This is a genomic window from Francisella uliginis (assembly GCF_001895265.1).
Lineage (GTDB): Bacteria > Pseudomonadota > Gammaproteobacteria > Francisellales > Francisellaceae > Francisella > Francisella uliginis.
This window is the reverse complement of sequence record NZ_CP016796.1, coordinates 1,354,883-1,367,882: the sequence shown is the minus strand read 5'-3', so window position 1 is coordinate 1,367,882 and position 13,000 is coordinate 1,354,883. Positions and strand designations below refer to the sequence as shown.

The window sequence follows — 13,000 nt, the reverse complement described above, 5'->3', positions numbered from 1 at the left end:
AACGAAAATGATTGAAATATATAATTGGCAAGAGCTTAGTGTAGCTAAGCAATTAGAGCTTTTATCTCGCCCAGTTTCTGCTAATAAAGCTAGCTTAGTCTCAGGTGTTAGAGGCATTTTAAACGAGGTTAAGCAAACTGGTGATAAAGCTCTTTTTGAATTTACTTCTAAGTTTGATGGTGTTGATTTAGATAGTATTGAAGTCTCAGCAGATGAGATTAAAAAAGCTTACTCACTAGTCTCACAAGATGATATTAACTTGGTTAAAAGCTCTATAGCTCGTATATCTAATTATCATGAGGTAATGAAGCCAAAAACTACTGTTTGCGATACTAATGATGGTGTGGTTTGTAAAAAAGTTTATAAACCTATCGAAAAGGTTGGTTTGTATGTGCCTGGCGGTTCAGCTCCTTTAGTGTCAACTTTGATAATGTTAGCAGCTCCAGCACAAATTGCAGGTTGTAAAGAGGTTTATGTAACTACTCCTTGTGATAAAAATGGTAATGTTCATCCATTAATTTTAATAGCTGCGGATATTTGCAATGTCTCTAAGGTTTATAAATTAGGTGGAGCTCAAGCGATAGCTGCTCTAGCTTATGGTACAGAGACAGTAGCAAAAGTTAATAAGATCTATGGCCCTGGAAACTCTTGGGTTACAGAAGCAAAACAACAAGTATCTAATGATAGTCAAGGAGCTGCGATAGATTTGCCTGCAGGGCCGTCAGAGGTTTTAGTAGTTGCTGATGAAGTGGCCGATCCTAGATTTGTTGCTGCGGATTTACTAGCTCAGGCTGAGCATGGCACAGACTCACAAGCACTACTAATCACAACTAGTCAGACTGTAGCTGATAAGGTTAGAGATGAAGTTTCTAAGCAGACTAGTACAGCCCAAAGAAAAGCTATCATTGAAAAATCTTTAGAAAATAGTGCAATTATTGTTGTAGATAATCTTAGACAAGCAATCAGTATAGCTAATGAATATGCTTCTGAGCATCTTATTTTAAATATTGAAAATACAGATAATTATATTGATAGTATCGAAAATGCTGGAGCTGTATTTGTAGGCCCTTGGGCAGCAGAGGCATTAGGAGATTATATTACAGGGTCAAATCATGTGCTACCTACTTATGGTTATGCCAAAGCTTATAGTGGTTTAGCAACTATAGATTTTATGAAAGCAATAAGTATTCAAAATGTCTCAAAACAAGGGATGAAAAATATAGGTGAAATAGCAATGAGACTAGCTGACATAGAAGGTTTAAAAGCTCATGAAATGGCTGTAAAAATTCGTTTGGAGAGCTTATAAAATATGCAAGAGCTAGAAAAATTAATTCGTAAAGATTTACAAAAGTTTAGTGCTTATTCATCAGCGAGATCGCTAAAAGTTCAAGGGAGCATATGGCTTAATGCAAATGAATCTCCTTATAATGATGAAAATTTATTTAACCGTTATCCTTCACAGCAACCTCAACAATTAGTTCAGCATTTAGCAGATATCTATAAGGTCAAAACTAATAATTTGTTAGTTACTCGAGGTAGTGATGAAGGAATTGATCTATTATTTAGACTATATTGCGAGTATCAAAAAGATAGTGTATTTGCAGTAGAGCCAACATTTGGAATGTATAAAATAGCTGCGCAATTACAAGGTGTAGAGTATAAAACTATAAAGCTTGAACAAGAGAATGATTTTAAACTTGATATTGCTAAGCTTTTAGAAAGTATCGCTAATAATTGTAAGTTACTTTTCTTATGTACCCCGAATAACCCAACAGGTAAATCATTATCTTTAGCTGAGATTGAAAAGGTACTAACAAACTTGGTAGGTAAATGTATAGTTGTAGTGGATGAGGCATATATAGAGTTTAGTAGTGAACAGTCTGCAATTACTCTTATCGATAAATATCAGAATCTAGTTGTACTAAGAACGCTATCAAAATCTTTTGGTATGGCTGGGCTTAGACTAGGAACTATAATTTCTAATCCTAATATGATTGAATGGCTTAGAAAAATATTAGCACCATACCCAATTCCAAAGACTACTGAAACTACGATATTAAATTTACTTGATGATAAGAGCTTAGCTAAGTTAGATGCTCAAGTTGAAGAGATAAAAAAACAGAGGCAGCTAGTATTTGAAAAGCTAGAACAGTTAGCGATAGTAAACAAAGTATACTCATCAGATGCGAACTTTTTACTAGTTAGTTTTAAAAAGCACGTTTTTGATGATTTAATTGCAAACAATATAGTTGTCCGTTCCATGGCACATTTTTTTAATGATGAAAAAGTTCTAAGAATTAGCATAGGGACAGTACCTGAAAATAAAAGATTAATCGAAGTATTACAAAAATTAAGTAGTGATTATGAAGCAAAATAAATATTTATTCATTGATAGAGATGGTACGTTAATAGTTGAGCCACCTATAGATAAACAGGTTGATAGTATTGAGAAGCTTGAGTTTTTTGAAGATGTTTTTGAAGCTCTTAAAAAGTTACAAAAAGCAGGTTTTAAACTTGTGATGGTATCGAACCAAGATGGCTTAGGTACTGAGTCTTTTCCACAAGAGGATTTTGATGCGCCACATGATCTGATGATGAAGGTATTTAAATCACAAGGTATTGAATTTGAAGATGTTTTAATTTGTCCTCATTTTGCTCATGAAAACTGTAATTGTCGTAAGCCTAAAGTTGGTTTGTTGATGGATTATTTAGTAGAGCAGAAGATTTCTCTAAAAGATAGCTATGTGATTGGAGATAGAGAGACAGATATTCAATTAGCTCATAATATAAAAGTTAACCCTATTCAATTTGGTGTTGGAAATTATCAATCTTGGGATGATATAACTACAGCTATATTAAATAAACCTAGAGTAGCTGAAATCAAGCGTGTAACTAATGAGACTGATATTATTGTAAAGGTTAATCTAGATGTTCCAGGGACTCGAGAAATCGATACTGGTCTTGGTTTCTTTGATCATATGCTTGATCAGATTGTAAAGCATGCTGGTATAAGTGCTGTAATTAACGCAAAAGGTGATCTTCATATCGATGATCATCATTGTGTTGAAGATGTTGCAATTACTCTTTCACAAGCAATTGCCCAAGCTCTTGGTGATAAATATGGTATTAATCGTTATGGTTTCTTGCTACCAATGGATGAGGCTTTAGTTGAAATTGCTCTAGATTTAAGTGGTAGAAATTACTGCTCATTTGAGGCGAATTTTGATCGAGAAATGGTTGGGGATCTATCTGTAGAATTGGTGAAGCATTTCTTTGTGTCTTTTGCTGAAGGCCTAAAAGCAACTCTACATATCAAAGTAACAGGTGAGAATACTCATCATATGATAGAAGCATGTTTTAAAGGCTTAGGAAAAGTGCTTAAACAGGCAATTGCTAAAGATGGTATAGATGAGATTCCAAGCTCAAAGGGAGTATTATGATAGCGATAATAGATTGTTGTGGGAGTAATTTTGCATCGATAAAATATGCTTTTGAGAAATTAGGTCGACAAATAGTCCTAACACATGATGCTGAAGTAATTAAAAAGGCAGCTTGCGTGATTTTGCCAGGTGTAGGACATGCTAAATCAGCCATGGATAGTTTAAGAAAAAATAATTTAGATAAGCTTATTCCAGAGCTTAAGCAACCTGTCTTAGGAATCTGCCTAGGAATGCAGATTATGTATAGTTTTTCTGAAGAGGGAAATATAAATTGTTTGGGTATTTTTCCTGAAAAAGTAAAAGCTTTTAAGAAAACTCAAGGTTTTAGTATTCCACACATGGGTTGGAATAGTTTACAAAATGTAAATAAAGATCATTTTTTGTTTAAAGATATTGCAGAAGATGATTATGTATATTTTGTGCATAGTTTTTATGCTGAGCTTAATCAATTTAGTATAGCTACTAATGATTATATAAATGATTTTACTGCGATGGTAAATAAAGATAATTTTTATGGCATTCAATTTCATCCTGAGAAGTCAGGTAATGTCGGGATGAAGATTTTAGAGAATTTTATACAGGGAGTTTTGTAAATGAATATATTTCCAGCGATAGATCTAATAAATGGCAAATGTGTTCGTTTAGAAAAAGGTGATTTTAATAAAACTACTATTTATGAGCTTGAGCCTAAAGATGTTGCAAAAGCATATCAACAAGCAGGTGCAGAGTTTATCCATGTTGTAGATTTAGATGGTGCTAAAAAAGGTCAAACTTGTCAATTTGAGACTATCCAGCAGATTAGAAAAAACTGTAATATGACGCTACAAGTTGGTGGAGGTGTCAAAGATTTTGAAACTATTGAAAAGCTTCTAGAGATTGGAGTTGATAGGGTAGTTATTGGTAGTTCAGCTGTTAAAGATATTGCATTAACAAAGAAGTTTTTTGAGAAATATGGTGCTGAGAAGATAGTTTTAGCTTTGGATGTATTTATCAAAGAAGGAATACCTTATATAGCAACGCATGGTTGGCAAGAGTCTAGCACAACAACTTTAGATGAAATATTGCAGACTTATCTTGGTGATGGTCTTGAATATGTTTTATGTACTGATATTTCTCGCGATGGTATGCTACAAGGTCCAAATTTTGAGCTATATAGAATCTACTCATCTATTTATCCAGATATTCAGTTTATGGCTTCTGGGGGAGTGGGGGCTTTACAGGATTTAGAAATTCTAAAAGAGCAAAATACTTATGGTGTTATCATAGGCAAAGCTCTATATGAGAATAAATTTACACTACAAGAGGCTTTAGAATGTTAACAAAAAGAATAATTCCATGTCTTGATGTCAAAGATGGCGTAGTTGTCAAAGGTGTAAAATTTAGAAATCATAGAATCATTGGCGATATTATTGATCTGGCTCAGAAATACTCAGATGCAGGAGCTGATGAGCTGGTATTTTATGATATTGGAGCTAGTCCTGATAATAAGCTACTCTCTATCAAGTGGATACAAGAGATAGCTAAAAAGATAAATATTCCATTTTGTGTGGCTGGAGGTATCAAGTCAGTAGAAAACGCTCGAGCCATATTAAATGAAGGTGCAGATAAAATATCTGTCAACTCTGCAGCGCTTGCTAGACCTGATTTGATAGATGAGCTAGTTTATGAATTTGGTACACAGTGTGTAGTGGTTGGTGTAGATAGTAAATTTATTGATGGTGAATTTAAAGTTTGCCAATATACAGGTAGTGCTGATAAAACTGTAGAGACATTATTAGATCCAGTTAGCTGGGCAAAAGAAGTTGAATCTCGAGGTGCTGGTGAGATAGTTCTTAATTGTATGAATCATGATGGTGTCAAAGGTGGTTATGACATAGAGCATCTTAGAGAGGTTCAATCAAATGTATCAATACCAGTTATTGCCTCTGGTGGAGCTGGCCAGATTCAGCATTTTATTGATGTATTTAAGTATACGAATATTGATGGAGCTTTGGCAGCTAGTGTATTTCATGATGATATTATAGCTATACCTGAGTTAAAACAAGAGCTTTTTAAAAATAATATACCTACAAGAATAGTAAAATAGGATATAAAATGGATAACAAAATTATAGAGTCTATAGCTTGGCAAAAAATGGATAATTTAGTTCCAACTATTATTCAATCAGCAATTGATAATAGTGTCTTAATGCTAGGTTATATGAGTAAGGAATCTTTAGAAAAGACTTTAGAAATCGGCAAAGTAACTTTTTATAGTCGTAGTAAGAAACGTTTGTGGACTAAAGGTGAAGAAAGCGGTAATTTTCTTGAGCTAAAAGATATAGCTGTTGATTGTGATAATGATTCTATACTTATAAAAGCTATACCATTTGGCCCAACTTGTCATACTGGTAGTAAATCATGTTTTACTAAAAATGAAGAAAATAGCTCGGTGTATATAATAGATAAATTAGAAAAATTAATAGCTGAAAGAAAAGACTATTTACCTGAGAATAGCTATTTGACTAGTTTATTTAAAGAAGGTTTACCGAGAATAGCTCAAAAAGTTGGCGAAGAAGGTGTAGAAGTTGTGATCGCTGCAATGAAGCAAGATTCAGAAGATGAACTAATTTCAGAGACAGCAGATTTATTATTTCATTTATTAGTTCTGCTTAGAGAAAAAGAAGTTTCATTAGAGCAAGTTTGTCAAAAGTTGGTTTCTAGGAATAGTTCAGGTTAGTATATATGGCAGCTAAATAAATGGATATATTATAATGGTCTCATATGATGAAATAAAGAAAGAGATAATTCCTTTTATTAAAAGTAGAATAGTTAGAGTAGTTATTTATCTTACTATTTTTACTATAGTGTTAGGATTATATTTTAAGCAATATAATTATATGTTTTTTATTATTTATTCAATTCTTTCATTTGGAGTATTATTTTTAATAATAGTTTTTTTATTTCTTTGCCAACATTTAATTACAGATAAAAACAACTTTATTATATTCATACAAGGAAGTATTTATTTGCTAATTGTAGGAGTCATATCTTATTTACTTTTTCCATATATAAATACTTATATAAAAAGTGGAAGTGTTAGTTTTGATTTTCATCGACTAATAATTGGACAGTATAAATCTTTATTATACTTACTAATATTAACTGTAGGCTTAGATCTTTCATATATTTTTATTGGAAACTATAGAGATAAGGAGTTACAAAAGCAAAAACATATGAAACTATTAGGCAAAGAAGCTTATGATTTTTATAAGAATCTATAATAAATATAAAAGTCAATTTCTTAAACGCTCTAATTTATAATCATTTCCATTTAGTCATAGCAGTTGAATTAGTCTATATATAATGTAAAACTAGTCTTTAAGAATTTAGAATAAGTAACGATAGATAAACCGAGTAAGAAGGGATTTATATAAGTTATGGATATAAGCAAAATTTTAGAAGATACAAATATTACTAATGCTTGTTTAAAGCAAGCTAATATTAGTGAAAAAGAATTATCAGAAATTATAAGTGATTATCTAAGTAGAATTGATGATTTTAAAAGTACAGCTAGTTATTTAGCGAATACCTTACAACAATGCGATAATGTTCACTCTGTTAGATGGCGTGTAAAAGATGCCTCTCACCTCTTAAAAAAGATAGTAAGAAAGAAAAAAGAGGGAAATAAAAAGTATGCAGATATATCTGTAAAAAATTATCTAAAAATAATTACAGATTTAATAGGAATAAGAGCATTACATTTATTTAAAAATGAATGGGAAGATATTTATCACTATGTCAATCAAAAGTATGAAACTCATGAAAAGATTGTTTATATAAGAAAAGGTGATAATGAAGTAGTTGAACATAAAGATTGTGAAGTGAAGGAACATCCTATTGGCTATCGTTCGACGCATTATGTAATTAAAGCGAAACCTCTCAAGGAAGAAATATTTTGTGAAATACAAGTAAGGACAATATTTGAAGAGGGCTGGAGTGAGATTGATCATAGAGTAAGGTACCCTGATTTTTCAGATGATAAATCAATACTACATTTCTTAACGGTATTTAACAGATTTGCTGGTAGTGCTGATGAGATGGCTAGCTTTCTTAATAATTTAGTAACAACACTAAAGGAAGAGAGAGTTAAACAAAAAGCTATAAACAATAGTAATGAAACTAAGATAAATAACTTAAATTATGAGATTGAACATCTAAAAATGCAGCTTGAAGAAATGAGCTCTGATAAGAAAACATCTTCAGGTAAAGAGGTTGCGAATCAAAACTTTGATAATTTATTTTCTAGAATTACAAATATCCAAAATTCTATAAAAACATTAAATAGTAATGATGTATCAAAGACAATTAATGAGCTAGGTTTACCTGTTATAAATGCTGATATCTTGGCAAATGCATTAGAAGATACAGATGTTTTATATAATGCATCTAAAATCATTGAAGAACTTTGCCCTGAGATAGATATGGATGAAGTAGTAAAGAGTATTGAGTCTAGCGATACAGATGATCAAAATGAAAATAAGAATTAATCTTTGGCTTATTAGTGTTTTACTTTTAATAACTACGTCAATATATGCCGAGCCAGCTTCAGGTACTTTTACAGCAAGGTCATCTTGTCAAGCCTATATATCTAAAAATAAGCAAACTAATCCTGATAATACTCATGTAATAATTGGACAGACTTACACTATTAAAGAAAAAAATAAATACACTAATGCAAATTGGTTTAGAATTTTTATCCCAAAAGCTGATAAGAATCAGTTCCGCTGGGTTAGTAAAAATTGCGGCATAGTTAAGTTAAAAAATAATTTGAGTAGACAGTGTATAAATAAATCAGGCTATGCAGATAGTTATGTGTTAGCTTTGAGCTGGGAGCCTGCTTTTTGTGAGACTTATGGTTATGGTGCAAATAAGCAAGAATGCAAAAATTTATCATTAAATAATACAGCAGCTAAGAGTTTTTCATTACATGGTTTTTGGCCAAATCAAAATGCCTGTGGTATTAACTATGGTTTTTGTAATACTAAAGAACAAATAAATTTCTGCAGCTATGCACCTTTAAAATTAGATGCTAAAACTGAAAAATTGCTACATAGTGTAATGCCTGGCTATAACTCCACTTCATGTTTACAAAGACATGAGTGGTATAAGCATGGAACTTGCCAGCTTCAAGATCAAAATCAATATTTTACTCAAGCAGCTAACTTTGTAAGACAAATAAATAGTTCAAAACTTGAGCAGTTATTTAGTCAAAATATTGGTAAAGAGATCACTATTGAACAGTTTAATAATGCGTTTAATAGTAGCTTTGGAGCAAATTCTAGTAAGAAAGTATATCTAAATTGTAAAGAGGGTATGTTAGTTGATATATACATATCTTTACCTAAGAGTGCTGATGATCCTACTCAGAAAGATTTGGCAGCCTTATTATCTAAAGCACCTAATGCTAAACAGAGTACTTGTCCAAATACTTTTAGAATTTCTAATTTTTCTAGTAGTGTGAATTAGTTTTGTAGATTAAAATTTATCTTTATAGTTTTTTTTAGTGACAACACATTGTGCTGTCTTATTATAGTTATATAAGTAATTGACAGATCACTGATCTGTCACTACATAAATAAAATCCTTAAGAAATAACATTATTATTGTAAACTTATTTCTGTGTTCAGGATGATTTATACATGGCTAGCTATATTTGTAGGGTTGGATATATCTAATAAATCTCTATCCATCAAATGACTTGGTAATACATTTGAAAGTGAATTTAAAATATTACTTGGGACTTTTGGATTCTCATGTGCTAAATCTTGAATAAGCTTTTTAACTTTCTTTCTTTTAAGATTTTCTTGGGAACCACATAGGTTACATGGAATTATAGGGAAATCTTGTTCTTTAGCAAATTCTATCAAGTCACGTTCTTGGACTAATACCATTGGGCGGATTACAGTGTTTTCACCATCTTTAGTAATAAACTTAGGTGGCATAGATTTGATTTGCCCTTGATATAGTATAGACATTAATAAAGATTCAATTAAATCATCACGATGATGCCCTAGAATGATTTTATCCATTTTATGCTCTTTTGCATATCTATAGATATTGCCACGACGAAGCCTTGAACAAAGAGAACAGTAAGTTTTACCCTCTGGAACTTTATCTATCACTACACCGTAAGTATTTTTTGTCTCAATCTCATAAGATACGCCTAGATCATCAAGATATTTTCTAAGTTGACTATCATCCCAGCCAGGTTGAGATTGATCTAGTGTATATACATGAAGATCTATATCATAAGTTCCATTTTTGATAAGACCATGTAGAACTTTCAGAAGTCCAAAGGAATCTTTACCACCAGATAGGCAAAGCATAACTTTATCACCTTTTTTAATAAGCTTATAATCAGCGACAGCTTTAGTGATATAGTGACGTAATTTTTTTTCAGTCTTGCTTATTTTGATATCAGTCATTTATCTATGCGCCTTCTTAAAGATTCTATCTTTCTCACGCGCCCAATCTTTATCTTTTTGAACTTGACGCTTATCATGTGTTTTCTTACCTTGAGCCAGAGCTATTTCAACTTTTACGCGAGGACCTTTCCAATACATGGCCAGAGGTACGCATGTTAGGCCTTTTTGCTCAACTCTACCCATAATCTTGTCTATTTCACGACGATTAAGTAGTAGCTTACGATTTGCTGAAGCATCTGGTATTACATGTGTTGATGCAGATAGTAGCGGTGTGATTAGGCAGTTAAATAACCATGCCTCACCACGTTTGATATGCACATGACTATCTATCATCTGAACTTTGCCAGCTCTAATACTTTTTACTTCCCATCCTTGTAATACTATTCCAGCTTCAAACTTCTCTAAAATAGTATAATCATGGAAGGCTCTTTTATTTCTAGCAATAGTTGCTGGAGAAACCTTATGTTTACTCATAACTTTATTATTTTTTGTAAAAGATATACAATGTAGAGCTATATATTATCAGCAAAACACAAAAGATTAAATAAATGAATAAAGTTAATAAATCTGCAATTGTAAATTATAGTGCTGCACAGATGTATAATCTTGTAAATGATATCAAAAGTTACCCTGAATTTTTACCAATGTGCTATGATATTGAAGTTTTTGAGCATACTGAAACAGAAGCAAAAGCATCTTTAAAAATTAAGTCTGGTTTTGTTAAGCTAGACTTTGCCACACACAACACTATGGTAAAAAATGAGCATATCCATTTGAATCTTATGAATGGGCCTTTTAAAAGCTTAATTGGTGACTGGAGATTTGAACCTCAAGATGAAAACTCGTGCAAAGTATCATTAGATATGGAATTTACTTTTGAAAATAAGTTTGTAGAGATGGCTCTTGGTCCAGTATTTCGTGGTTTAGCAGATAAGATGTTAGGAGCTTTTTGTAAGCGTGCAGAAGAGGTTTATAAATAGTGAAAGTAGAAGTTATTTATGCTTTACCTGATGAGCAGAAATCTTTTTTTGTTGACTCTGAAGAATCTATGTCAGTTAGACAAGTCATTCAACAATCAAAGATAGTCCATAAATATCCAGAGCTAGAAAACCTAGAAGAGTTAAAAGTCGGCATATATAGTGAGATTGTTGATTTAGATCATCCTGTAAAAGATAAAGATAGAATTGAGATATATAGAAATCTAACTATCGATCCAAAGCAAGCTCGCATGCTAAGAGCTGAACAAAAGCGTAAAAGAGAAGGCATAAGAGGCTTTGGAGCATAAAAGAGCTTTTCAACGCAAAAATCATCGTCTAGAGAATTTTGATTATTCACAAAATGACTATTACTATGTGACTATTTGTACTAAAGATAGAGTTAGTTATTTTGGACAAATATCATCAGATGGCCAGATGATATTGAATGATTGTGGAAAGATAGTTTATGATCAATGGGTGTGGTTAAGCCATCAGTATGAATATGTCTTTCTAGATGAATTTGTTGTAATGCCAAATCATTTTCACGGAATATTAATTATTGATAATCCAAATGTGTGCGTAGAGGCTGGTCGTGACCAGCCAAATAAAAGGACAAGTCACGACATGTCCCTACAAAAAAATAGAAAAATTAAACCTTTATCTCAATTAATAGGTGCATTTAAGACAACATCATCTAAACAAATCAGAAATAAACTTGGATTATCAGACTTTGAATGGCAGAGATCTTTTTATGATCATATAATAAGAAATGAGCTATCCTTATTAAAGATCCGAGAATATATAAATAATAATCCAGCTAAATGGTATTTAGACAAATATAACTGTGAGAATCAAAATGAGTACTAAAAAAATAGCTATCATTGGGGCTGGACTAGCAGGGTGTTCATTAGCTTATGAGCTAAGTAAATCAAATGATTTTGATATAACTATATTTGATAAAAACTCTGAAATAGCTCGTGAGGCATCAGGAAATTTTGCTGGGATTTTAGAGCCATATTTGACTTCAGATAATAACTTCTCAGACCAGTTTCATACTTTAGGCTACAGCTTATTACTGGATTTTATAAATCAGTATAAAGATCAAATAGAGGTTTGTAATCAAGGAGTATTACAGATATTAAGTGATGAGAAAGATCTAAAAAGATATCAAAAGATATTTGCCAAAAGAGATATAGATTCTAATTTAGCTCAATTGCTTTCAGATCAGGAGTTAGCGAAATTCATTAATAAAGATATATTAAAACAAGCAATTTATTATCCTAATGCTTTATCTGTAGTACCTAAAAGTATTTGCCAGCTATGGCTTAAGTTATCTGATGCTAAGCTAGAATTAGGAACTGAACTATTCGATATTCAAAAAGCTGATAATGATCTTTGGAATCTTAGCTTTAAACACACTAATCAAGATAATAAGATTCTAAATCATCAGTTTGATATAGTGATTTTTGCTGGAGGATATCATTTATTCAAAAATATTTCTTATTTACAAAAAATTCCTGTATACCCTTCTTATGGTCAGTTAACTGTTATAGAAAAATATTTTAATATAGATAAAACTATAGTTGATAAGGGTTATATTATTCCAGGCTATAAAGATAATCTCCAAGTTATTGGTGCAACATTTAGAGATAACTCAGATATTAGTGGCGAGCTTAGAAATGCTGATGATGAGTTTAATATCTCTCAAATAAGACAGATATCATTAAACAACTATGATACTAGCTTAAGTATTGTTGATTCTAGGGTTGCTATGCGCTGTGTAACATCTGATCATCTGCCTATTATTGGACAGCTATGCAACTACAATAAATTTGAGCAAGATTTTTATAAACCTTTATCAAAAGGTTATCCTAAATCCAAGATGCCAAAACTTGAGCATGAAACTGGATTATATGTATCATCTGGGTTTGGCTCTAAAGGGATGTGCTCATCTTTAATTGCTGCAAAAATAATTACCTCAAATATACTAAATCGACAAAGCATAGTATCTAGTAAGTTATTAGAAGCTCTATCACCGCAAAGATTCTGGATTAGAAACTTTAAGAAAAGTTTAAAAATCTAAATTATAGCTTTATATTTAATCATAATTGGCTATA

16 protein-coding genes are annotated in these 13,000 nt (G+C 31.7%); 14 read left to right on the top strand and 2 right to left on the bottom strand.

Features of this window, described 5'->3' with window-relative positions; all coding sequences use genetic code 11:
* Positions 1–7: 7 nt before the first annotated feature.
* The 10 genes from hisD (at position 8) to F7310_RS06405 (ending at position 8,947) form a co-directional block, all read left to right on the top strand.
* Positions 8–1,306, top strand: a complete 1,299-nt coding sequence (gene hisD, locus F7310_RS06450) for a histidinol dehydrogenase (protein WP_072712636.1) — start codon at positions 8–10, stop codon at positions 1,304–1,306.
* Between the two features lie 3 nt (positions 1,307–1,309).
* On the top strand, positions 1,310–2,377 hold the full coding sequence (gene hisC / locus F7310_RS06445; protein ID WP_072712635.1) for a histidinol-phosphate transaminase: 1,068 nt from the start codon (positions 1,310–1,312) through the stop codon (positions 2,375–2,377).
* Entirely contained in the window at positions 2,364–3,440 is a 1,077-nt protein-coding gene (gene hisB / locus F7310_RS06440; protein ID WP_072712633.1) for a bifunctional histidinol-phosphatase/imidazoleglycerol-phosphate dehydratase HisB, read from the top strand. Before hisC ends, hisB begins: the two co-directional genes overlap by 14 nt.
* On the top strand, positions 3,437–4,033 hold the full coding sequence (gene hisH / locus F7310_RS06435) for an imidazole glycerol phosphate synthase subunit HisH (RefSeq protein WP_072712631.1): 597 nt from the start codon (positions 3,437–3,439) through the stop codon (positions 4,031–4,033). Before hisB ends, hisH begins: the two co-directional genes overlap by 4 nt.
* Complete coding sequence (gene hisA, locus F7310_RS06430) at positions 4,034–4,759, top strand: 1-(5-phosphoribosyl)-5-[(5-phosphoribosylamino)methylideneamino]imidazole-4-carboxamide isomerase (protein WP_072712629.1); 726 nt, start codon at positions 4,034–4,036, stop codon at positions 4,757–4,759.
* On the top strand, positions 4,753–5,526 hold the full coding sequence (gene hisF / locus F7310_RS06425) for an imidazole glycerol phosphate synthase subunit HisF (protein WP_072712628.1): 774 nt from the start codon (positions 4,753–4,755) through the stop codon (positions 5,524–5,526). The genes hisA and hisF overlap by 7 nt, the downstream gene beginning before the upstream one ends.
* 8 nt (positions 5,527–5,534) lie before the next feature.
* Positions 5,535–6,158, top strand: a complete 624-nt coding sequence (gene hisIE, locus F7310_RS06420) for a bifunctional phosphoribosyl-AMP cyclohydrolase/phosphoribosyl-ATP diphosphatase HisIE (RefSeq protein WP_072712626.1) — start codon at positions 5,535–5,537, stop codon at positions 6,156–6,158.
* 160 nt (positions 6,159–6,318) lie between these two features.
* Positions 6,319–6,702 carry a hypothetical protein gene (locus F7310_RS06415; RefSeq protein ID WP_145951735.1) on the top strand — a complete coding sequence of 128 codons (384 nt, stop codon included), beginning with the start codon at positions 6,319–6,321 and terminating at the stop codon, positions 6,700–6,702.
* A gap of 156 nt (positions 6,703–6,858) precedes the next feature.
* Entirely contained in the window at positions 6,859–7,968 is a 1,110-nt protein-coding gene (locus F7310_RS06410; protein ID WP_072712623.1) for a RelA/SpoT domain-containing protein, read from the top strand.
* Complete coding sequence (locus tag F7310_RS06405) at positions 7,952–8,947, top strand: ribonuclease T2 family protein (protein ID WP_084645252.1); 996 nt, start codon at positions 7,952–7,954, stop codon at positions 8,945–8,947. The genes F7310_RS06410 and F7310_RS06405 overlap by 17 nt, the downstream gene beginning before the upstream one ends.
* A 167-nt stretch (positions 8,948–9,114) precedes the next feature.
* Here F7310_RS06405 and ttcA read toward each other — a convergent pair whose 3' ends face one another.
* Both ttcA and smpB read right to left on the bottom strand, forming a co-directional pair.
* Positions 9,115–9,906: a tRNA 2-thiocytidine(32) synthetase TtcA gene (gene ttcA / locus F7310_RS06400; protein WP_072712619.1), complete on the bottom strand. Its 792-nt coding sequence runs from the start codon at positions 9,904–9,906 to the stop codon at positions 9,115–9,117.
* A complete protein-coding gene (gene smpB, locus F7310_RS06395; RefSeq protein ID WP_072712617.1) occupies positions 9,907–10,380 on the bottom strand; it encodes an SsrA-binding protein SmpB in 474 nt (157 codons plus the stop codon). It lies immediately after the preceding gene.
* Between the two features lie 74 nt (positions 10,381–10,454).
* On the opposite strand from smpB, the gene F7310_RS06390 reads away from it, so the two are divergent.
* The 4 genes from F7310_RS06390 to mnmC1 are packed head-to-tail and all read left to right on the top strand — an operon-like array spanning position 10,455 to position 12,966.
* Positions 10,455–10,886: a type II toxin-antitoxin system RatA family toxin gene (locus tag F7310_RS06390; protein WP_072712615.1), complete on the top strand. Its 432-nt coding sequence runs from the start codon at positions 10,455–10,457 to the stop codon at positions 10,884–10,886.
* Positions 10,886–11,191: an RnfH family protein gene (locus F7310_RS06385; RefSeq protein WP_072712614.1), complete on the top strand. Its 306-nt coding sequence runs from the start codon at positions 10,886–10,888 to the stop codon at positions 11,189–11,191. Before F7310_RS06390 ends, F7310_RS06385 begins: the two co-directional genes overlap by 1 nt.
* On the top strand, positions 11,181–11,750 hold the full coding sequence (locus tag F7310_RS06380; protein ID WP_072712612.1) for a transposase: 570 nt from the start codon (positions 11,181–11,183) through the stop codon (positions 11,748–11,750). Before F7310_RS06385 ends, F7310_RS06380 begins: the two co-directional genes overlap by 11 nt.
* On the top strand, positions 11,740–12,966 hold the full coding sequence (gene mnmC1, locus F7310_RS06375; protein WP_072712611.1) for an FAD-dependent 5-carboxymethylaminomethyl-2-thiouridine(34) oxidoreductase MnmC1: 1,227 nt from the start codon (positions 11,740–11,742) through the stop codon (positions 12,964–12,966). The genes F7310_RS06380 and mnmC1 overlap by 11 nt, the downstream gene beginning before the upstream one ends.
* Positions 12,967–13,000: the final 34 nt, after the last annotated feature.

What these genes read in the sequence shown, in the direction of transcription:
- hisD (WP_072712636.1), top strand. Translation starts at nt 8, where the DNA reads ATGATTGAAATATATAATTGGCAAGAGCTTAGTGTAGCTAAGCAATTA.
- hisC (WP_072712635.1), top strand. Translation starts at nt 1,310, where the DNA reads ATGCAAGAGCTAGAAAAATTAATTCGTAAAGATTTACAAAAGTTTAGT.
- hisB (WP_072712633.1), top strand. Translation starts at nt 2,364, where the DNA reads ATGAAGCAAAATAAATATTTATTCATTGATAGAGATGGTACGTTAATA.
- hisH (WP_072712631.1), top strand. Translation starts at nt 3,437, where the DNA reads ATGATAGCGATAATAGATTGTTGTGGGAGTAATTTTGCATCGATAAAA.
- hisA (WP_072712629.1), top strand. Translation starts at nt 4,034, where the DNA reads ATGAATATATTTCCAGCGATAGATCTAATAAATGGCAAATGTGTTCGT.
- hisF (WP_072712628.1), top strand. Translation starts at nt 4,753, where the DNA reads ATGTTAACAAAAAGAATAATTCCATGTCTTGATGTCAAAGATGGCGTA.
- hisIE (WP_072712626.1), top strand. Translation starts at nt 5,535, where the DNA reads ATGGATAACAAAATTATAGAGTCTATAGCTTGGCAAAAAATGGATAAT.
- F7310_RS06415 (WP_145951735.1), top strand. Translation starts at nt 6,319, where the DNA reads ATGTTTTTTATTATTTATTCAATTCTTTCATTTGGAGTATTATTTTTA.
- F7310_RS06410 (WP_072712623.1), top strand. Translation starts at nt 6,859, where the DNA reads ATGGATATAAGCAAAATTTTAGAAGATACAAATATTACTAATGCTTGT.
- F7310_RS06405 (WP_084645252.1), top strand. Translation starts at nt 7,952, where the DNA reads ATGAAAATAAGAATTAATCTTTGGCTTATTAGTGTTTTACTTTTAATA.
- ttcA (WP_072712619.1), bottom strand. Translation starts at nt 9,906, where the DNA reads ATGACTGATATCAAAATAAGCAAGACTGAAAAAAAATTACGTCACTAT.
- smpB (WP_072712617.1), bottom strand. Translation starts at nt 10,380, where the DNA reads ATGAGTAAACATAAGGTTTCTCCAGCAACTATTGCTAGAAATAAAAGA.
- F7310_RS06390 (WP_072712615.1), top strand. Translation starts at nt 10,455, where the DNA reads ATGAATAAAGTTAATAAATCTGCAATTGTAAATTATAGTGCTGCACAG.
- mnmC1 (WP_072712611.1), top strand. Translation starts at nt 11,740, where the DNA reads ATGAGTACTAAAAAAATAGCTATCATTGGGGCTGGACTAGCAGGGTGT.